The organism is Stenotrophomonas sp. GD03654 (genome assembly GCF_029845105.1).
Taxonomy (GTDB): domain Bacteria; phylum Pseudomonadota; class Gammaproteobacteria; order Xanthomonadales; family Xanthomonadaceae; genus Stenotrophomonas; species Stenotrophomonas africana.
This window is the reverse complement of the sequence record NZ_JAOCLC010000030.1, coordinates 25,886-46,985: the sequence shown is the minus strand read 5'-3', so window position 1 is coordinate 46,985 and position 21,100 is coordinate 25,886. Positions and strand designations below refer to the sequence as shown.

Sequence of the window (21,100 nt, the reverse complement as noted above, 5' to 3'; positions counted from 1 at the left end):
TCGAAACGCCGGGCACTGCCCGGCGTTTTCGTTACGGGGCATGCATGCTGCTGCGGCGTGCGCGGATCAGCGGCAGGCTCAGCGCGAAGAAGCACAGCACGGCGCCGACCAACGCGAAGCCGCTGCCGGCAAGGAAGGCCGTTCGGCCGTCATCGATCTTCCACAGCTGGCCGGCAATGAGCGCGCCCAGCACGCCGCCGACACCGGACGAGAAGCCGTACAGCAGGCCTTGCCCATGGCCATTGAGGCGGCCCGGGAAGTAGGTCGCCAGCATCTGCATTGCCGCTGCGAAGAAGGCGGCGAATCCCAGCGCATGCGCGCTCTGCGCGACCAGCATCACTGGCAGGTTCTGCGGGAACAGGGCGGTGACGGCCCAGCGCAGGCAGGAGCTCACCAGTGCGATCAACAGCATCCAGCTGGCGTCGTAGCGGCGGAAGAAGCGGCCGATGGTGAAGAACACGCCGACCTCGAACACCACGCCGATGGTCCACAGCAGGCCGAGCGTGGACGTGCGGTAGCCATGGTGGTCCATGTAGACCGAGAAGAACGTGTAGTACGGCCCGAACGAGAGCTGTTCCATGAAGGCGGCAAGGAAGAACGCCAGCACCGGTGGCCGCCGCACGATCTGCCAGAATCCGCTGGCATCGCCTTCAGCCTTGCCGACGCCGCGTGCGTAGTGGTTGCTGAAGGCGGACACCACCATCAGGGCGAACAGCGGCAGCATCATCCACGGCAGCAGCCCGGCGTGGCTGGTGGTGCCGTCGCCCTCGATCAGCCACCCGAACAGGGTCACGACGGCGATGAATCCGAGCGAGCCCCAGACCCGGATCAATCCGTAGCGATGGCTGTCGCTGCCCAGGTGGGTGAGAGTGATCGACTCGAACTGCGGCATCACCGCGTTGTAGAAGAAGCAGAACACCACCATCGCCGGATACATCCACGGCTGCGGCAAGGGAAGCAGGAACGCTGCGAAGCTGACCAGGGTCAGGACGCAACCGATGCGCAGCAGGCGGATCGGTCGTGGCGAGGCCGCCGCCAGTGAGGTCCAGGTGCTGGGCGCGATCACGCGGGTGGCATACCAAAGACCCATCATCACGCTGATGGCGGTCACGCTCATGCCGCGCGCGGTCAAAAACAGGCTCCAGTACGGAGTGAACGCGCCCAGCGCCGCGTAATAGAACAGATAGAAGCTGGAAAGACGGGCAACGGGAACGGTCATCGCGGAATGATGAAGCAAAAAGGGGACGGAGGGGATCAAGTCGTTTGTGCCCAAAACGACTTGATCCCCTCCGTCCCCTTTCTGTGTCATTCGGGATCGTAGTCCAGGTTGGAGGCCAGCCAGCGCTCGGCCTGGGCGCGGTCCACGCCTTTGCGGCGGGCGTAGTCGCTGACCTGTTCGCGGCTGAGTCGTCCCACCACGAAGTACTGGCTCTGCGGATGGCTGAAGTAGTAGCCCGACACCGCGGCCGTGGGCAGCATCGCGAAACTCTCGGTCAGCTCCATGCCGGCGTTGGCTTCGGCCTGCAGCAGGTCGAACAGCCGGCGCTTCTCGCTGTGCTCCGGACAGGCCGGGTAACCGGGGGCCGGACGGATGCCGCGGTACTGCTCGTCGATCAGGGCTTCGTTGTCCAGCGTCTCGGCCTGCTCATGGCCCCAGAAGTCGGTCCGCACGCGCTGGTGCAGGCGTTCGGCCAGCGCTTCGGCGAAGCGGTCGGCCAGTGCCTTCAGCAGGATCGCGTTGTAGTCGTCGTGGTCGGCTTCGAAGCGCGCCACATGCGCGTCGATGCCGATACCGGCAGTGACGGCAAAGGCGCCGATCCAGTCCTGCTTGCCGGTGTCGGCCGGCGCGATGAAATCGGCCAGGCAGAAATCCGGGCGCTCGGCCGGCTTGTCCACCTGCTGGCGCAGGAAGTGCAGGGTGGTCTCGCCCTGCGGATGCTGCACGCGCACGTCGTCGCCGACGCTGTTGGCCGGCCACAGGCCGAACACGGCCTTGGCGGTCAGCCATTTCTCGCCGACGATGCGCTCGAGCATCGCGCGGGCATCTTTGTACAGGTCGCTGGCCTGGGTGCCGACGATCTCGTCGGTGAGGATGGCCGGAAACTTGCCGGCCAGTTCCCAGGCCTGGAAGAAGGGCGTCCAGTCGATGTAGTCGACCAGTTCGGCCAGCGGGTAGTCGTCGAATACGTGCAGGCCGGGCTGGTTCGGTGCCGGCGGCGTGTAGCTGTCCCATCCTCCCTGGAATTTCTGCCCGCGTGCATGTTCCAGCGTGACCAGGCGCTTGGCGTCGCCACGGTTTCGGTGGCGGGCGCGGATCTCGGCATAGTCGGCCTCGTTGGCGGCCACGAAGGCATCGCGCAGGTCACGCGAGATCAGCGACTGGGCCACTCCGACCGCGCGCGAGGCATCCTTCACCCACACCGTGGGCGCCTTGTAATGCGGGTCGATCTTCAGCGCGGTATGCGCACGCGAGGTAGTGGCGCCACCGATCAGCAGCGGCAGCTCGAAGCCCTGGCGCTGCATCTCGCGGGCGACGTGGCTCATCTCCTCCAGCGATGGAGTGATCAGTCCAGACAGGCCGATCAGGTCGGCGTTGTGTTCGCGGGCGGCATCGAGGATTTTCTGTGCCGGCACCATCACGCCAAGATCGACGACCTCGAAGTTGTTGCAGGCCAGGACCACGCCGACGATGTTCTTGCCGATGTCATGCACATCGCCCTTCACCGTGGCCATGATGATCTTGCCGTTGCTCTTGGCGGTGTCGCCGCTGCGCGCCTTCTCCGCCTCGATGTATGGGAGGAGGTAGGCCACGGCCTTCTTCATCACCCGCGCGGACTTGACCACCTGTGGCAGGAACATCTTGCCGGCGCCGAACAGGTCGCCGACCACGTTCATGCCATCCATCAACGGGCCTTCGATCACGTCCAGCGGGCGGCTGGAGGCCTGCCGGGCCAGTTCGGTGTCTTCTTCCACGAAGGCATCCAGGCCGTGCACCAGCGCATGCGCCAAGCGCTGCGCCACCGGCTTCTCGCGCCAGGCCAGGTCTTCGGTCTTCGCCGCGCCTTTCCTGCCCTTGTAACGCTCGGCGATTTCCAGCAGGCGCTCGGTGGCATCGCTGCGTCGGTTGAGGATCACATCCTCCACGCGCTCCCGCAGTTCCGGTTCCAGTTCGTCGTAGATCGGCATCGCGCCGGCGTTGACGATACCCATGTCCATGCCGGCGGCGATGGCGTGGTACAGGAACACCGAGTGGATGGCCTGGCGCACCGTTTCGTTGCCACGGAACGAGAACGAGACGTTGGAGACGCCACCGGAGACATGGCAGTGCGGCAGCGTCTGCTTGATGATGCGGGTGGCTTCGATGAAATCCACTGCATAGTTGTCGTGCTCTTCGATACCGGTCGCGACGGCGAAGATGTTCGGGTCGAAGATGATGTCCTGCGGCGGGAAACCGATCTCGTCGACAAGGATGCGGTAGGCGCGGGTGCAGATCTCGACCTTGCGCGCGCAGGTATCGGCCTGCCCGGCTTCATCGAAGGCCATGACCACCGCGGCGGCGCCATAGCGCAGCACCTTGCGCGCGTGTTCGCGGAACAGCGCCTCGCCTTCCTTCAGCGAGATCGAGTTGACCACGCTCTTGCCCTGCAGGCACTTCAGGCCGGCCTCGATCACGCTCCACTTCGAGGAGTCGACCATCACAGGGATGCGGGCGATGTCCGGTTCGGACATGATCAGGTTGAGGTAGCGGGTCATCGCCGCTTCCGAATCGATCAGGCCCTCGTCCATGTTGACGTCGAGGATCTGCGCACCGCTGGCGACCTGCTGGCGGGCCACGTCCACCGCTTCTTCGTAGCGGCCTTCCTTGATCAGTTTGCGGAACTGCGCGCTGCCGGTGACGTTGGTGCGTTCGCCGACGTTGATGAACAACAGGTCCGGGGTGATGACCAGCGGCTCCAGGCCGGACAGGCGGGTGTAGGGCGAGGTGCTCATGCGGCCTGCTGCTCCTGGGAACCGGGCAGGGCGCGCGGCGGCAGCCCGGCCACGGCCTGGGCGATCGCGCGGATATGGTCGGGCGTGGAGCCGCAGCAGCCGCCGACCAGGTTCAACAGGCCATCCTCGGCAAAACCTCGCAGGGTGGTGGCCATTTCTTCGGGCGTTTCGTCGTACTCGCCAAAGGCATTGGGCAGGCCCGCGTTTGGATGCGCGCTGACATGACAGTCCGACACCTGCGACAGGGTTTCCACGTGCGGCCGCATCGCTTCCGCGCCCAATGCGCAGTTCAGCCCGATGGACAACGGGCGCGCATGTGCCAGTGACGCATGGAAGGCCTCGGCGGTCTGGCCGGACAGGGTGCGACCGGAGGCATCGGTGATGGTGCCGGAAATCATGATCGGCAGCCGCGCACCGCGTGCGTCGAAGGCTTCTTCAATGGCATACAGCGCGGCCTTGGCATTGAGCGTGTCGAAGATGGTCTCGACCATGATCGTGTCGGTACCGCCGTCGATCAGGCCGTCGATGGCTTCGCGGTAGGTGTCGCGCAGTTCGTCGAAGCTGGTGTTGCGGAAGCCGGGGTCATTGACGTCGGGGCTGATCGAGGCCGTACGGCTGGTCGGGCCAAGCACGCCGATGACGAAGCGCGGTTTGTCCGGCGTGCTCGCAGTGGCGGCATCGCAGCAGGCACGAGCTACCGCAGCGCCCGCCTTGTTCAGTTCATAGACCAGGTGTTCGAGGTGGTAGTCGGCCTGACTGACCGAGGTGGCGTTGAAGGTGTTGGTCTCGACCAGATCCGCACCGGCTTCGAGATAGGCGGTATGGATGTCGGCAATGACCTGCGGCCGGGTCAACAGCAGCAGATCGTTGTTGCCTTTGAGATCGTGACCTTCCGGTGTGCCGTGGTCGCAGCCGGGGCCATGGGCGTGGTCGTAACCATCGGCGAAGCGCTCGCCTCGGTAATCGTCTTCCTGCAGCCCATGGCGCTGGATCATCGTCCCCATCGCGCCGTCGATGATCAGGATCCGCTGGCGCAGGGCGTCGAGCAGGGCATTGACACGATCAGGATGCAACCAGGGCAGGGCGGACATGGCGTTCTCGGGCTCAGGGCTTGTTGGCGATCAGCGAAATCACTTCAAAGTGCGGCGGGCGCTTCTCGCGGGTAACCGTCTCCAGACTTGATACCTGCAGGCCGGCCTTGTCGACGAACTTGCGCAGCTCCTTGTCGCTGAAGCCGAGGTTGACGTGGCCGTAGGCCTCCACTGCCGCCTTGTGCTCATGGCGGGCCAGGCTGCACAGCAGCAGGCGCCCGCCCGGGCGCAGCACGCGCGCGGCTTCGGTTACCGCCTGCGCCGGCTTGCTGGCGTAGGTCAGCGCGTGCATCAGCACCACCAGGTCGAAGCTGCCGTCCTTGAACGGCAGCGCATGCATGTCGCCCTCGCGCACTTCCACATTGGGCAGGCGGCGCAGGCGCTCGCTGGCGGCGGCAACCACGCGCGCGCTGGTATCGATGCAGATGTAGCGCTTGGCATGCGGGGCGACGAGTTCGGCCAGCACGCCGTCGCCGGAGGCGATGTCCAGCACGTCGCCGGTTTCCAGCAGCGGCAGCGCGGTACGCGCCAGCGCTTCCCAGGTACGGCCAGGGGAGTAGTGGCGCTCCATGTCGCCGGCCACGCTGTCGGCCCAGTTCTGGTCGGAGGCGCGGTGGGCCAGCACGGCGGCAACACGTTCGGCGTCCTGCCGCAGCAGCGGGTCGTCGCTTCCGTTGCTCAGGGCATGCCACAATGCACGCTGCGCCGGGTCCAGCTGGGCCTCGTCGAAGCGGTAATAGGCTGACACGCCGGCACGGCGGTCGCGAACCAGGCCGGCTTCCTTCAGGCGCGCCAGGTGGGTGGAGACGCGCGGCTGTGCCAGGCGGGTGATCGCTGACAGTTCGGCCACGGTCAGTTCCTCCTGCTCCAGCAGCGCCAGCAGGCGCACGCGGGTCGCATCGGCGAACACCTTCAGGCGTGTCGACCAGTCTTCAAGATCCATAAATATCTACCTATCGCGATATAGAGATATATTCGCCGAGAGCGCCTGCCGCGGTCAAGTCGCTGGCGTACGGAATTCCCCGGGCCCCGGTACAATCGGGGCACCTGGGCGCGCCGTGCGCGGCCCATAACATCATGTACCCGGGAGGGTGTTGTGGATTTCAGCTTTACTGAAGAGCAGTTGATGTTGCAGGACGTTGCGCGGCGCATCGCGCAGGAAAAGATCGCCCCGAGCGCGGAGCACCATGACCGCACCGGCGAGTTCCCGCTGGACAACATCCGCCTGCTGGGCGAGAACGGCCTGATGGGCATCGAAGTGCCGACCGAATACGGTGGCGCGGGCATGGACCCGGTTGCGTACGTGCTGGCGATGGTGGAGGTCGCTGCCGCCGACGCTGCCCACTCGACCATCATGTCGGTCAACAACTCGCTGTTCTGCAATGGCATCCTCACCCACGGTACCGAGGAACAGAAGCAGAAGTACGTGCGTGCCATCGCCGAGGGCGAGGCCATCGGCGCGTTTGCGCTGACCGAGCCGCAGTCCGGTTCGGACGCCACGGCCATGCGCTGCCGCGCGGTGAAGCAGGCCGACGGCACCTTCGTCATCAACGGCAAGAAGAGCTGGATCACCTCCGGCCCGGTGGCCAAGTACATCGTGCTGTTCGCGATGAGCGAGCCGGACAAGGGCGCGCGCGGCATCACCGCCTTCCTCATCGATACCGACAAGGCGGGCTTCGGTCGCGGCAAGACCGAACCGAAGCTGGGCATCCGTGCCTCGGCCACCTGCGAGATCGAGTTCAACGATTACGTGGCGCAGGCCGAAGACGTGCTGGGCCAGGAAGGCGAGGGCTTCAAGATCGCCATGAGCGTGCTCGATGCCGGCCGCATCGGCATCGCTTCGCAGGCCATCGGCATCGCCCGTGCTGCCTATGAAGCGACCCTGGAATACGTGAAGGAGCGCAAGGCGTTCGGCGCGGCCATCGGCACCTTCCAGATGACCCAGGCCAAGATTGCCGACATGAAGTGCAAGCTGGACGCAGCACTGCTGCTGACCCTGCGCGCGGCGTGGGTGAAGGGCCAGGGCAAGCGCTTCAGCACGGAAGCGGCCGTTGCCAAGCTGACCGCTTCGGAAGCGGCGATGTGGATCACCCACCAGGCCGTGCAGATCCACGGTGGCATGGGGTACTCCAAGGAAATGCCGCTGGAGCGCTACTTCCGTGATGCCAAGATCACCGAGATCTACGAAGGCACGTCGGAAATCCAGCGCCTGGTGATCGCCCGCAACGAGACCGGGCTGCGTTGAGTTCGACCAGCCGCGCCGCTGCAACGGCGGCGCGGCCGGTAGATCCACGCCATGCGTGGATCTACACGGTCTTCTTGGCCGGGCGATACCCGATCTGTTCCAATACAGGCCGTTTATTACGCGGTCTGCAATGATGATCTATCGTGGTTGGGGATTCATGACGCTGGTGACGCCGATTGCAGCCATCCTGCTGCTGGCGTACTTCTTCCCGCATGAAGGCTCCAGGGGCAACACTCCGCTGACGCAGGTTCTGTTGGGTGCAGGCATTGGCGCGGCGGTAAACGTAATGCTGGGCCTGTGGTTCAACCGTGCGCCCCGGCAGAAGGGCGAGGCCGCACCCCATCATTTCTTCTTTGTGCCGATGCAATGGGCTGCGCTGGCACTCGTAGTGGTGTGCGTGGCGGTCGCGCTGTTGCGCTGAGGGGTTGGAGCTTGCCGTAGAGCCGAGCTCATGCTCGGCTTTCGCGGCCAGTAGATCCACGCCATGCGTGGATGCGCCGTGGCCTGCGCTTTCTGTAGAGCCGAGCCCATGCTCGGCTCGGGCAAAAGCAGCCGAGCATGGGCTCGGCTCTACAGAAACCTGCAAAAAAGGCCCCGGATCGCTCCGGGGCCTTTCTCGTTTCAACTCACCGCTGGATCAACGATCCGGACGGTGTGCAGTATCTGCGTCGCGCTGGCGTTCCATGAACTCCTTCGACGGTTCATCCAGCTTGTCGCCCAGCATGCGGCGCACGACCACGAAGAACACCGGGATCATCAGCAGGCCGAGCAGGGTCGCGAACAGCATGCCGCCGATCACGCCGGTACCGATGGCGTGGCGGGAATTGGCGCCGGCACCGGTGGAGATCGCCATCGGGATCACGCCCATGATGAACGCGAACGACGTCATCAGGATCGGGCGGAAACGCAGGCGAGCCGCCTCGATGGTGGCGTCGCGCAGGTTCTTGCCTGCTGCGCGCTGCTCCACCGCGAACTCCACGATCAGGATCGCGTTCTTCGCCGCCAGGCCGATCACGGTGATCAGACCGATCTTGAAGAACAGATCGTTGGGCAGGCCGCGCAGCATCGAAAGGCCGAGGGCGCCGAGCACACCCAGTGGTACCACCAACAGCACCGCGACCGGGATCGACCAGCTCTCATACAGGGCGGCCAGGCACAGGAACACCACCACGATGGACAGCACCAGCAGCAGCGTCGCGGCGTTGCCGGCCAGGATTTCCTGGTAGGACATGCCTGACCAGTCGTAGCCGAAGCCGGCCGGCAGGTCGTCGTTGACGATGCTCTCCATGGTCTGCATCGCCTCGCCCGAGCTGGTACCCGGGGCCTGCGAGCCGACGATGTTGATCGCCGAGTAGCCGTTGTAGCGGCTCAGCGACGGCGGTGCCGACACCCATTCGGACTTGACCACCGTGTTCAGCGGGATCATCGAATTGGTGCCATCGGCGTTCTTGGTCAGGCTGGACGGGCTGTAGAAGCTCTTCAGCGATTCCTGGCCGGTGCGGTACGGACCATCGGCCTGCATGGTCACGCGCTTGATGCGGCCTTCGTAGAAGAAATCGTTGACGTACACCGGGGCCAGCATCAGCTGGATGGTGCTGTACACGTCCGACACCGACATGCCCATCGACTGCGCCTGCACGCGGTCCACATGCAGTTGCAGCTGCGGGGCATTTTCCAGGCCGTTCGGGCGCACGCCAACCAGGTGGTCCGGCTTCTGTGCGGCCTGGCCCAGCAGGATGTTGCGGGCCTGGGTCAGCTGCTCGTAACCGGCACCGCTACGGTCCTGCAGCCACATGTCGAAGCCGCCGAACTGGCCAAGGCCCTGCACGGTGGGCAGGTTGACCACGAAGATCTGCGCTTCCTTGATGCCATAGAACGCGCCGTTCATGTTCTGGATGAACTCGGGCGCGGTGAACTTGCGTTCCTCCCACGGCTTCAAGCGGATGAAGCCCATGCCGACGTTCTCGCCGGAACCGACGAAGCTGAAGCCGGCCACCTGCAGCATGCCCTCATAGCCATCCTGCTTTTCCAGGATGCCGCGCATCTGGCCGAACACTTCGTTGGTCTGGCCCTTGGTCGATCCCGGCGGCAGCTGCACGATCGCCAGCGCATAGCCCTGGTCTTCTTCCGGCAGGAAGCTGCCCGGCATGCGGGTGAACAGGAAGCCGCACAGTGCGGTCAGCACCACGAACAGGATCATCCAGCGCGGCGCATGGCGCACCGCCGAGGTGATATGGCCCACATAGGTGTGGCTGATCTTGTCGTAGTACTTGTTGAAGGTGCGGTAGACGATGTTCGGGTTGTCGTTGTGCGTCGGCTTGAGGAAGGTCGCGCACAGCGCCGGGGTGAAGCCCAGCGCCAGGAACGCCGAGAACGCCATCGAGATGGCGATGGTCAGGGCGAACTGCTTGTAGATCTCACCGGCGGCGCCGCCCTGCAGGGCGGACGGGATGAACACCGCCGCCAGCACGACGGTGATCGCCACCACCGCGCCGGTGATCTGGGTCATCGCCTTCTGCGTGGCCGGCTTCGGCGCCAGGCCTTCCTCGGTCATGATGCGTTCGACGTTCTCGATCACCACGATCGCATCATCGACCACGATGCCGATCGCCAGCACCATCGCGAACAGGGTCAGCTGGTTGATCGTGAAGCCGATCATCCACATGCCCAGGAAGGTGCCGAGCAGGGCCACCGGGATGACCAGGGTCGGGATGAGGGTGGCGCGGAAGTTCTGCAGGAAGATCAGCATCACCAGGAACACCAGGAACACTGCTTCAAACAGTGTCTTGACCACTTCCTGGATCGAGATCTTGACGAAGGTGGTGCTGTCGTACGGCGAGAACCAGGTCACGCCGGACGGGAAGCTGGGCTGCAGCTCGTCCATCTTGCCGCGCACCGCATCGGCCACGTTCAAGGCGTTGGCGCCCGGCAGCAGCTGGATGGCGAAGGCGCCGGTCGGCTTGCCGTTGTACTGGGTGTCGAAGCCGTAGTTGTTGGCACCGAATGCAACGCGGGCGATGTCCTTCAGCAGCACGCGCGAGCCGTCAGCGTTGGCGCGCAGGATGATGTTCTCGAATTCCTGCGGCGAGCTGAAGCGGCCTTCGGCCGAGACCGTGGCGGTGAAGTGCTGGCCTTCCGGCGACGGGTCCGAACCCAGCGCACCGGCGGCGAACTGCACGTTCTGCGCACGAACCGCGGCCAGCACCTGGCTGGCCGACAGGCCATAACCCTGCATCTTTTCCGGGTTCAGCCAGATGTTCATGGCGTATTCGGAACCGAACTGCTGGGTGCTGCCGACGCCGGGGATGCGCGAGACCTGATCGAGCACGCGTGAACCGACGATGTCGTTCAGGGCATCACGGTTGATGGCCGGCGTGTCGGACTGCAGCGCGATCACCATCAGGAAGCCGGCGTTGGCCTTGGCCACCACCACGCCCTGCTGGGTCACTTCCGAAGGCAGCCGTGGCGTGGCCAGCGACACCTTGTTCTGCACCTGCACCTGCGCGATGTCCGGATCGGTACCGGTTTCGAAGGTCAGGGTGATCTGCGCGCGGCCGTTGGAGGCGGACGAAGAGCTGAAGTACAACAGGTGATCGATACCGGTCAGCTGCTGCTCGATCACCTGGGTGACCGATTTTTCGGTGGTATCCGCGCTGGCGCCCGGGTAGGTCGCCGAGACGGTGACCTGCGGCGGGGCGATGTTGGGATAGGACTCCACGCCCAGGTTGAGGATCGCGATCACGCCGCTGAGCGAGATCAGGATCGCAACCACCCAGGCGAAGACTGGATGTTCGATGAAAAATTTAGGCATGACGGAAGGTTCCCGTTACTGCTTGTTCGAATCGGTGGCGGCCGGCTTGGCCGCATCGGCCTGCTCGGGCTTGGCCGCGTCGGCCGGTGCCTTGCCTGCGGCCGGTGCCGCGCCCGCAGGAGCGGCGCCGCCTGCGGCAGGCTTGCCGTTGGCGTCCTGCCCCGGGGTCCACGGCTTGGCCACCGCCGGTGCGCCTTCCTTGACCTTCTGCACGCCGGCCACGATCACCTTGTCACCGGCGGCCAGGCCGTCGCTGACCAGCCAGTTGCCGTTCTGTGCGCCATCGGTCTTGACGTTCTTGCGCACGACCTTGCCGTCTGCACCGACCACCATCACGTAACCGCCGGTGGTATCGCGCAGCAGGGCCTGCTGCGGCACCAGGTAGGCGTTGTTGCGCTCGCCCAGGTTGGCCTGGAAGCTGACGAAGGCGCCCGGCAGCAGGATCTGCTGCGGGTTCGGCAGCAGCGCACGCAGCGACACCGCGCCGGTGGCCGGGTCGACCGTGGTGGAGGAGAAGTCCAGCGTGCCCGGCTCACTGTAGGTGCTGCCGTCGGCCAGCTTGACGTTGACCGTGGCCTTGCCATCGCCGGACAGGGCCAGCGCACCCTTGGCCTGCTGGGCGCGCAGCTGGGTCAGCTCATCCACGCTCAGCGAGAAGTTGACGTACAGCGGGTCGAGCTGGTCGACGGTGGTCAGCAGGGTCACATCGCCCTGGCCGACCAGCGCACCCTCGGTAACCTGCTGCTTGTTGGCCACGCCGCTGATCGGCGCCGTCACTTCGGTGTAGCCCAGGTTGATGCGCGAGGAGGTCACTGCCGCTTCGGCCTGCTTGACCGCAGCCAGCGCGGTGCGCTCGGCCGATTCGGCGTTGTCCAGGTCGGACTTGGAGACGAACTGCTGCGGGGCCAGCGAACGCGCGCGGTCGGCGGCGACCTTGGCGTTGGCGTAGGTTGCGCGGGCCGAGGCCAGCTGGGCCTCGGAGGCATTGAGCGAGGCACGCAGCGGCGCCGGGTCGATCAGGAACAGGGGCTGGCCCTGCTTGACCTGTGAGCCCTCCTGGTAGACGCGCTTGAGCAGCACGCCCGGCACGCGCGCGCGCACGTCGGCGCTGCGGAACGGCGACAGGCGGCCGACCAGCTCACGCTGCAGCGGCAGGGTCTGCGGCTTGGCGTCGATCACGCCCACCTCCGGCGGCGGGGGCGTCTGCTGTTCCGGCTTCTTGCAGGCAGCCAGAGCGACAGCAACGGCGCACGTCAAGGCAAGGGTGCGGAGTGGGGCGATCATCAGGAGGAACTCCGGGGTTGGTTTGTAGACGGGGCCGCCGACGGCTGTGGCGCGAACGCGCGCAGGAAGCTGTCGACGGAGAACTCTGCCCAGCGCCGACGCAGCAGCGCGTCATCACGATGGGGGGTGTGGAAGCGCTGTTTGTCGAAATCCTGACCGGCGATCATGCTCAGCAGCAGTTCGGCCATGAAGTGCGGGTCGTCATGCCGGAGCTGGCCTTGCATGCAAACGGTTTCAATCCATTCAGCAAGATGAAGCGTCAGCGCGCCGGCGCCATGCCGGTACAGCGTACGCGCCTCTTCGGGAAACTGGGACGCATCGGCGGCGATCAGCCGACAGGCCTGGCCCACGTGCGGTTGGTTGAAATGCTCCAGGAAGTCGATGGCGAACTGGAGCAGGCTGGCACGCAGGTCGTCACTGCGGAGTGCACGAACCATGGCGCCGGTGGCGTGGCCTACATGGCGCTGCATCACCCGCCGCAGCAGTTCCTGCTTGCTGCCATAGCGCGAGTACAGGGTCTGCTTGGAGCAGCCGGCGTGCTGGGCCACCGCGTCCATGCTCATCTGCATGCCCTGTTGGGCCAGCAGCTCGCGCACGGCATCGAACACGCGCTCATCGCGTGCGTCGAAGGCAACGGGGAGGTAGGCCGGGTTCACGCGGTGGACTATACCGTCCAGTTCAGGATTGTGGAATCGAATCCGGGTCGCCGCGTGTGTCTTCCGGTAACACGCTTTGCCGATCCTGTCGGCAGTGCTGAAGCGGGCGCCAGCACCATACCGGTGCGAACTGAATAGGCGTCTAAACCGCAGCAAACCCGAATCTACTTATTCCGTCCTGCAGCAAGGCCTTTTCATGCGGTAGGGCTACAATTTCATTTTCCCAACTGAGCAAGCGCATCGCTCTGCCATGAAACCGCAAAAAACCGCAGCCAAGACCGTGAAAAACAAGACCAAACCAGCAGAAGCGGAGGTCGCAGTGACCGCTGGTTTCTCCCTGGAGCCGGTGTACACGGCATTGCGCAAGCGTTACCCCGCGGCCGCACAGGCCGAAGCGGTGGCCTTCGCCACTGACTTCTACAAGCGCATGGAGTCGGACGAGTTTCCGCATCACAGCGCTGAAGAGTGGGCCGCTCTCGCGGCTGAGACGCTGGAATTCGCCCGTGCCCGCAAGGCCGGCAAGGCCAACGTCCGCGTGTTCAATCCGACCGCGAAGGCCAACGGTTGGGAATCGCCGCACACCGTGCTGCAGATCGTCAACGACGACATGCCGTTCCTGGTCGACACCGTCACCATGTCGCTGGCCGAACAGGGCGTGGGTGTCCACGTGCTGGGCCATCCGGTGCTGCGCTTCACCCGCGACAAGGCCGGCAAGCTGGTCAAGGTCGGCGAGGGTGATGCCGAGTCGGTGATGCTGCTGGAAATCGACCGCCAGCCGGCCGAAGCCATGGCGGCCATCGAGCAGGCCATCAACAAGGCGTTGGACGAAGTGCGTGCGATCGTGCGCGACTGGCAGCCGATGAAGGACAAGGCGCTGGCACTGGCCGACGACCTGGGCAGCCGCCAGCTGCCGGTCGACGCAGCCTCGCGCAAGGAAGCACAGGAATTCCTGCGCTGGGCCGCCGACAACCACTTCACCTTCTTCGGCTACCGCGAGTACCGCGTGGAGAAGCAGGGCAAGGAAGAAGTGCTGGCGCCGCTGAACGACACCGGCCTGGGCCTGATGCGCGGCAAGGACAAGTCCGCCGCCCGTCCGGTCAAGACGCTGGCCGCGCAGGGCCTGAACGCCACGTCCGGTCTGAAGGACGCGCTGATCCTGACCAAGACCAATGCCCGTTCGCGCGTGCACCGCGCCGGCTACATGGACTACATCGGCGTGCTGGAATTCGACGCCAAGGGCAAGATCATCGGCGAGCAGCGCTTCCTCGGCCTGTTCACCTCCAGCGCCTACAACCGTCGCCCGTGGGAAATCCCGCTGGTGCGCCAGCGCCACGAGCACGTGATGAAGCAGTCGGGCCTGGCCCCGGCCAGCCACAGCGGCAAGGCCCTGCGCCACATCCTGGAAACCCTGCCGCGCGAAGAACTGTTCCAGTCCAGCGAGGACGAACTGTTGCGTACCGCGATGGGCGTGCTGGGCCTGCAGGAGCGTGTGCGAAGCCGCCTGTTCCTGCGTCGCGACAAGTACAGCCGTTTCATCTCCGCGCTGGTCTACCTGCCGCGCGAGCGCTTCAACACCGACGTGCGCCTGCGCATCGAAGCGATGCTGAAAGACGCGCTGCACGGCGAGTACGTCGACAGCTCGGTGGTGCTGGGCGAATCGCCGCTGGCCCAGGTGCACCTGATCGTGCGCCCGAAGCCGGGTGAAATGCTCGACGTCGATACCGCCGAACTGGAGCAGAAGCTGGCCCAGGTGCTGCGCAACTGGCAGGACGACCTGCGTGAAGCGCTGGTGGCCCGCCATGGCGAAACCGAAGGCCTGCGCATCGCCGCCCGTATCGGCAAGGCATTGCCGGCCGGCTACATCGAAGACAACAGCACCGCCGTTGCCGCCAACGATGTCAGCCAGCTCGACGCCCTGACCGGCCCGGACGACCTGCGCCTGAGCCTGCAGGCCGTGCCGCGCGAAAGCGGTGATGGCCTGCGCCTGAAGCTGTACCGCCAGCTGGACGACATTCCGCTGTCGGACGCGCTGCCGATGATGGAAAACATGGGCCTGCGCGTGATCGCCGAGCGTCCGTACCGCCTGTCGGTCGACAATGCCCCGGTGTACGTGCAGGACTTCGAGGTCGAATCGACCGCCGGCGCGATCGATGCCGCCAGCGTCGATGAAGCCTTCGGCGAGACCTTTGCCCGCGTCTGGCATGGCGATGCCGAGAACGACGGCTTCAACCGCCTGGTGCTGGCTGCCGGCCTGCACTGGCGCCAGGTCGCCATGCTGCGCGGCTACTGCAAGTACCTGCTGCAGACCGGCGTGCCGTTCTCGCAGGCCTACGTGGAAGGCACCTTCGCGCGCTACCCGCTGCTGGCCCGCCTGCTGGTCGAGCTGTTCGAGGCGCGCTTCGATCCGGCTACCGGCCACGAGAGCAAGGACGACATCGCCGCCGGCCAGGCCCAGCTGAAGGCCCACTTCGATGTGCTGGCTGCTGGCGACGACGCCACCCTGAAGGTGCTCAAGACCGTGGTCGACGCCCGCAAGGGTGACCGCGACGCGCAGATGCAGGCCGCGCGCGATGCGCTGCTGAAGCTGATGGACCGCGTGTCCAGCCTGGACGAGGACCGCATCCTGCGCTCGTTCATGGGCGTGATCGACGCGACCCTGCGTACCAGCTACTACCAGACCGATGCCAACGGCCAGCACGGCCATGTCATCAGCTTCAAGTTCGATTCGGCGCTGGTGCCGGACCTGCCGAAGCCGCGCCCGTACCGCGAAATCTTCGTCTACGGCCCGCGCGTGGAAGGTACCCACCTGCGCTTCGGCGCGGTCGCCCGTGGTGGCCTGCGCTGGTCGGATCGTCGCGAAGACTTCCGTACCGAAGTGCTGGGCCTGGTCAAGGCACAGATGGTCAAGAACACCGTCATCGTGCCGGTTGGCGCGAAGGGCGGCTTCTTCGCCAAGACCCCGCCGGTGAACGGTGACCGCGACGCGATCTTCGCCAACGGCGTGGCCTGCTACAAGCTGTTCATCCAGGGCCTGCTGGACATCACCGACAACATCGTCAACAACAAGATCGTGCCGCCGGTGGATGTCGTGCGCCACGACATGGACGATCCGTACCTGGTGGTGGCCGCCGACAAGGGCACCGCGACCTTCTCCGACATCGCCAACGGCCTGGCCATCGCGCACGGCTTCTGGATGGGCGATGCATTCGCCTCCGGTGGTTCGGTGGGTTACGACCACAAGGGCATGGGCATCACCGCACGTGGTGCGTGGGAGTCGGTCAAGCGCCACTTCCGTGCGTTGGGCCGTGACAGCCAGACCCAGGACTTCACTGCGGTCGGCGTCGGCGACATGTCCGGCGACGTGTTCGGCAACGGCATGCTGCTGTCGCGCCACATCCGCCTGGTCGCTGCCTTCGACCACCGCCACATCTTCCTGGACCCGAACCCGGATGCGGCCACCACGTTCGTCGAACGTGAGCGCCTGTTCACCGTGCCGCGTTCGAGCTGGGCGGACTACGACGCCAAGTTGATCAGCAAGGGCGGCGGCGTGTACCCGCGCAGCCTGAAGTCGATCGAGATCACCCCGCAGGTGCGTGAAGCGCTGGGCCTGGATGACAACGTCAAGGCGCTGTCGCCGAACGATCTGATGAGCGCGATCCTGAAGGCACCGGTCGATCTGCTGTGGAACGGCGGCATCGGTACCTACGTGAAGGCTGCCAGCGAGCAGCACAGCGATGTCGGCGACCGCGCCAACAACGCGCTGCGCGTGAACGGTGGCGAGCTGCGCTGCAAGGTGGTGGGCGAGGGCGGCAACCTGGGCATGACCCAGCTGGGCCGCATCGAAGCCGCCCAGGCCGGCGTGCTGCTCAACACCGACTTCATCGACAACTCGGCCGGTGTCGACACCTCCGACCACGAAGTCAACATCAAGATCCTGCTCAACGATGTGGTGCGGGCCAAGAAGCTGACCGTCGAGCAGCGCAACAAGCTGCTGGCCTCGATGACCGATGAAGTCGCCGAGCTGGTGCTCAATGACAACTACCGCCAGAACCAGGCGCTGAGCCTGATGGAGCGGATGGCGGTCAAGCGCCTGGGTTCCAAGCAGCACTTCATCCGTACCCTGGAACAGCAGGGCCTGCTCGATCGCCAGATCGAGTTCCTGCCGTCCGACGCCGAGCTGTCCCAGCGCAAGGCGCGCGGCCAGGGCCTGACCCGTCCGGAACTGTCGGTGCTGCTGTCCTATTCCAAGCTGGTGGCGTTCGCCCAGCTGCTGGATTCGGACATCCCGGAAGATCCGTACCTGTCCAAGGAGCTGCAGCGCTACTTCCCGACCCCGCTGCAGAAGAAGTACGCCGACGCGATGGAGCGTCACCGCCTGAAGCGCGAAATCATCGCCACGGCCGTGACCAACCAGACCATCAACCGCATGGGCGCCACCTTCCTGATGCGCATGCAGGAAGACACCGGCCGTTCCATCGCCGAGGTCGCCAAGGCCTACACCATCAGCCGCGAAACGCTGGATGCGCGCGCGCTGTGGGCGCAGATCGATGCCCTCGACGGCAAGGTGCCGGAGTCGGTGCAGATCGACGCACTGGAAGTGATCTGGAAGCTGCAGCGTTCGTTCGTGCGCTGGCTGCTGTCGCGCCCGGGCGCGATGCCGGGCATCACCGAAGCGGTCAACCGCTACCAGGGCCCGTTCAACGACATCCGCGTTGCCTCGGGTGTGCTGCCGGATTCGCAGCGTCCGACCTACGAATCCCTGGTGGCCGAGTGGAAGGAAAAGGGCCTGCCGTCCGCGCTGGCGCAGCAGCTGGCCGAACTGCACTTCCTGGAGCCGGCGTTCGACATCATCGAACTGGCCCGCACCCGCAAGCTGAAGCCGGTGGACGTGTCCAAGGTCCACTTCCGCCTGGGCGATGCCCTGCAGCTGCCGTGGCTGTTCGAGCAGGTCGATGCGCTGGAGGTCAACGGTCGTTGGCACGCCGTGGCACGTGGCGTGCTGCGCGACGAGCTGGCGGCCAACCACCGCAACCTGGCCGGCCAGGTGCTGGGCACCAAGGGCAGCAGCGCGGAGGCCAAGGTCGCAGCCTGGATGGGCCGTGACGACAACAGCCTGCGCTTCACCCTGGCGATGCTGGCCGAACTGGCCGAGCAGAAGACCCTGGACTACCCGACCGTTTCGGTCGCAGTCCAGCGCCTGGGCCAGCTGGCGGCACACGGCGCGTGAGTGATGTAGAGCCGGGCCACGCCTGGCATGCGTGAACCGGAACGGCCCCGCGAAAGCGGGGCCGTTCTGTTTCTGCCCTTGATCTTTGCGACCACCTGACCCGACGCCGGCCGTGAATCTGCCAAGTGGATGACCGGCATATCCGCCGGGACCGTGAGCGCCATGGATGGCGCGATGGAGCCCCCAGGGATGGGTTTACGGCGTGTCCCGGCGGATATGCCGGTCATCCGCCCCACGGGGTCCAACTCCCGGCGCTCGGTTATGCTCTCCATCAAACCCACCCGGATCCACCGATGAGCGACACCCCCCGCATCGCTTTCCTGGCCAGCACCACCGAGCCCGCGCAGATGGCCCGCGCGGCCATGGTGTCGCGCTATGGCGACTACACGCCCGAGCAGGCCGATGTACTGTGCCCACTGGGCGGCGATGGTTTCATGCTGCAGACCCTGCACCGGCATGGGCACCTGGGCAAGCCGGTGTTCGGCATGAAGCTGGGCACGGTCGGTTTCCTGATGAACCAGTACCGCGGCGACGATGACGTGCAGGCGCGCATCGCCCGTGCTGAACCGGCCAACCTGCGTCCGCTGGAGATGGTGGCACTAACCGAATCGGGCACCAGTACCGGCTCGCTGGCCTACAACGACGTCTCGCTGTTGCGCCAGACCCGTCAGGCCGCGCATATCGGCATCGACCTGAACGGCCAGGAACGCGTGGCCGAACTGATCGGCGATGGCGTGCTGGTGGCTACTCCGGCCGGCAGCACCGCCTACAACTATTCCGCGCATGGCCCGGTGCTGCCGCTGGGCTCGCATACCATCGCGCTGACGCCGCTGGCCCCGTACCGGCCGCGACGCTGGCGCGGGGCGATCCTCAAGGCCGACACCGAAGTGCGCTTCCGCGTGCTCGATCCCTACAAGCGCCCGATCAGCGTGACCGCTGATTCGCACGAGACCCGCGACGTGGTCGAAGTGACCATCCGCGAGTCGAAGGACCGCCGCGTGACCCTGCTGTTCGACCCGGAACACAACCTGGAAGACCGGATCCTGAGCGAACAGTTCGTTTTTTGAGGACAATAGGCGGCCGGCCCTGCCGACCGCTTGAAGGACCCCCACCGATGGGCGACAACTCCCCCCGTTTGCTGACCGTCGCGGTGACCTCGCGCGCGCTGTTCGACCTCGAGGAAAGCCACGCGCTGTTCGAGAGCGATGGCGTGGCGGCCTATGCCGAATTCCAGCGCCAGCATGAGGACGACATCCTCGGCCCCGGCGTGGCCTTCCCGGTGGTGCGCAAGCTGCTGGCGCTGAACCAGGGCGCCAGCCCGGAGAACCCGCGGGTCGAGGTGATCCTGCTGTCGCGCAACTCGGCCGATACCGGCCTGCGCATCTTCAACTCGATCCAGCATTACGGCCTGGGCATCATCCGTGCGACGTTCACCGCCGGCGAGCCGACCTGGCCGTACGTGAAGCCGTTCGGCACTGACCTGTTCCTGTCGGCCAACCCGGAATCGGTGCGCAGCGCGCTGCGCCATGGCATCGCGGCGGCGACCATCCTGCCCAAGCCGCCGGGCGAGACCGCTGCGGCAGCGGCCGACCAGATCGATACCGGTCGCCCGGCCGGCCAGCTGCGCATCGCCTTTGACGGTGACGCGGTGATCTTCGGCGATGAGAGTGAGCGCATTTCGCGCGAGCAGGGCGTGGAAGCGTTTGGCCGCCATGAACGCGAGCGTGCCCGCGAACCCCTCAGCGGCGGCCCGTTCCGCGGCTTCCTGTCGGCGCTGCACACGCTGCAGGAAGTGTTCCCGGCCGGCGAGAGTGCACCGATCCGCACCGCGCTGGTCACCGCGCGTTCGGCGCCGGCGCATGAGCGGGTGATCCGCACCCTGCGTGAGTGGGGCGTGCGCCTGGACGAAGCGCTGTTCCTCGGTGGCCGCCACAAGGGACCGTTCCTGCAGGCGTTCGGCGCCGACATCTTCTTCGATGATTCGCAGCACAACATCGACAGCGCCCGCGAGCATGTGGCCGCCGGCCATGTGCCGCATGGTGTCGCCAACGAGGGGTAGGGCCTGATAGTTGCCAACCTTGGTTGGCGCTGCCATGCATCGGCGCCCACCAAGGTGGGCATCTACCAGAGCGCTGTACCGCGGTAGTCGCCAACCTTGGTTGGCGCCGTCCTGGATCCATGCCCACCAAGGTGGGCACCTACCGAAAGCAGCGCCGTCGAAGGGCATGACCCGTCACGGGCTGCCCGACATCCCCAACTGCAGGTCCACCACCTTCCAGCGCAGGCCCTGCGGTTCCAGCACCACCTTCATCGGCGGCTGGTCGGGGCCGCGATCGACGTCGATCACGAAGCGGTCCAGCGCTTCGAAGTGATGCTCGGCGTTCTTCAATGGCCGTGCCGGCTCGGTCGCGCCGAAGGCATCACCGCCCTGCAGTTCATTGCGGCCGCGCTTCCACAGCACGTGGCCCTGCAGCATCGCGCCGATGCCGGTCGGGGTCACCATCGTCTCCACCGCCGCACCACCGAGCTGGTCGCCCAGCCCGTAGAGCAGGGCGCCGAACGGGCTGGCCGCTACATCCGGGCCGGCCTGGCGGACCAGATAGTCGTTGAGCTGCGCGCGCAGGCTGCTGCGCACGCGAGGGAAATCGACATAGCGTTGCAGTCGCGCCGTGTCACGTTCTTCGATGGCCTTGGACAGGCCGTGCACGGTCATGTACGGGCCGCCGAACCACCACGCAGCCAAGGCCAGGACCAGCAGCACAGCCAGTGCAGTGAGCTTCTTCATGCTGTCCAGAC

The 21,100-nt window shown here is 65.7% G+C and carries 13 protein-coding genes; 5 read left to right on the top strand and 8 right to left on the bottom strand.

Going from position 1 to position 21,100, the window contains the following annotated elements:
• Window positions 1-31: 31 nt before the first annotated feature.
• From N5J73_RS12605 to N5J73_RS12590, 4 genes are all read right to left on the bottom strand, one after another.
• Entirely contained in the window at window positions 32-1,219 is a 1,188-nt protein-coding gene (locus N5J73_RS12605) for an MFS transporter (RefSeq protein WP_049445663.1), read from the bottom strand.
• Between the two features lie 86 nt (window positions 1,220-1,305).
• Window positions 1,306-3,990 (bottom strand): methionine synthase, encoded by a 2,685-nt coding sequence (gene metH, locus N5J73_RS12600; protein WP_088479704.1) that lies wholly within the window; start codon window positions 3,988-3,990, stop codon window positions 1,306-1,308.
• Window positions 3,987-5,081: a homocysteine S-methyltransferase family protein gene (locus N5J73_RS12595; protein ID WP_049445659.1), complete on the bottom strand. Its 1,095-nt coding sequence runs from the start codon at window positions 5,079-5,081 to the stop codon at window positions 3,987-3,989. The genes metH and N5J73_RS12595 overlap by 4 nt, the downstream gene beginning before the upstream one ends.
• Window positions 5,082-5,094: 13 nt before the next feature.
• On the bottom strand, window positions 5,095-6,024 hold the full coding sequence (locus N5J73_RS12590) for a metalloregulator ArsR/SmtB family transcription factor (protein WP_014037755.1): 930 nt from the start codon (window positions 6,022-6,024) through the stop codon (window positions 5,095-5,097).
• Window positions 6,025-6,177: 153 nt separating this feature from the next.
• Between N5J73_RS12590 and N5J73_RS12585 the strand changes: the two genes are divergently transcribed.
• Together N5J73_RS12585 and N5J73_RS12580 are read left to right on the top strand one after the other, a co-directional pair.
• On the top strand, window positions 6,178-7,326 hold the full coding sequence (locus N5J73_RS12585; RefSeq protein ID WP_019337352.1) for an acyl-CoA dehydrogenase family protein: 1,149 nt from the start codon (window positions 6,178-6,180) through the stop codon (window positions 7,324-7,326).
• Between the two features lie 133 nt (window positions 7,327-7,459).
• Window positions 7,460-7,747 carry a hypothetical protein gene (locus N5J73_RS12580; RefSeq protein ID WP_049445657.1) on the top strand — a complete coding sequence of 96 codons (288 nt, stop codon included), beginning with the start codon at window positions 7,460-7,462 and terminating at the stop codon, window positions 7,745-7,747.
• Between the two features lie 216 nt (window positions 7,748-7,963).
• Here N5J73_RS12580 and N5J73_RS12575 read toward each other — a convergent pair whose 3' ends face one another.
• From N5J73_RS12575 to N5J73_RS12565, 3 genes are read right to left on the bottom strand one after another with little or no spacing between them, the layout of a single operon-like run.
• Window positions 7,964-11,137: a multidrug efflux RND transporter permease subunit gene (locus N5J73_RS12575; protein WP_049445655.1), complete on the bottom strand. Its 3,174-nt coding sequence runs from the start codon at window positions 11,135-11,137 to the stop codon at window positions 7,964-7,966.
• Window positions 11,138-11,152: 15 nt separating this feature from the next.
• A complete protein-coding gene (locus N5J73_RS12570; protein WP_049445653.1) occupies window positions 11,153-12,421 on the bottom strand; it encodes an efflux RND transporter periplasmic adaptor subunit in 1,269 nt (422 codons plus the stop codon).
• Window positions 12,421-13,077, bottom strand: coding sequence for a TetR/AcrR family transcriptional regulator (locus N5J73_RS12565; protein ID WP_049445650.1), 657 nt, complete (start codon window positions 13,075-13,077; stop codon window positions 12,421-12,423). Before N5J73_RS12565 ends, N5J73_RS12570 begins: the two co-directional genes overlap by 1 nt.
• A 250-nt stretch (window positions 13,078-13,327) precedes the next feature.
• Here N5J73_RS12565 and N5J73_RS12560 point away from each other — a divergent pair, with 250 nt between their 5' ends.
• The 3 genes from N5J73_RS12560 to N5J73_RS12550 all read left to right on the top strand — a co-directional run bounded on the left by N5J73_RS12560 (window position 13,328) and on the right by N5J73_RS12550 (window position 20,363).
• A complete protein-coding gene (locus N5J73_RS12560; RefSeq protein ID WP_164078581.1) occupies window positions 13,328-18,304 on the top strand; it encodes an NAD-glutamate dehydrogenase domain-containing protein in 4,977 nt (1,658 codons plus the stop codon).
• A 293-nt stretch (window positions 18,305-18,597) separates the two neighbouring features.
• Window positions 18,598-19,371: an NAD kinase gene (locus tag N5J73_RS12555; protein WP_049445646.1), complete on the top strand. Its 774-nt coding sequence runs from the start codon at window positions 18,598-18,600 to the stop codon at window positions 19,369-19,371.
• 47 nt (window positions 19,372-19,418) lie between these two features.
• Complete coding sequence (locus tag N5J73_RS12550) at window positions 19,419-20,363, top strand: 5'-nucleotidase (protein ID WP_005410242.1); 945 nt, start codon at window positions 19,419-19,421, stop codon at window positions 20,361-20,363.
• Between the two features lie 174 nt (window positions 20,364-20,537).
• Here N5J73_RS12550 and N5J73_RS12545 read toward each other — a convergent pair whose 3' ends face one another.
• Entirely contained in the window at window positions 20,538-21,089 is a 552-nt protein-coding gene (locus tag N5J73_RS12545) for a DUF2939 domain-containing protein (RefSeq protein WP_049445644.1), read from the bottom strand.
• Between the last annotated feature and the right edge of the window lie 11 nt (window positions 21,090-21,100).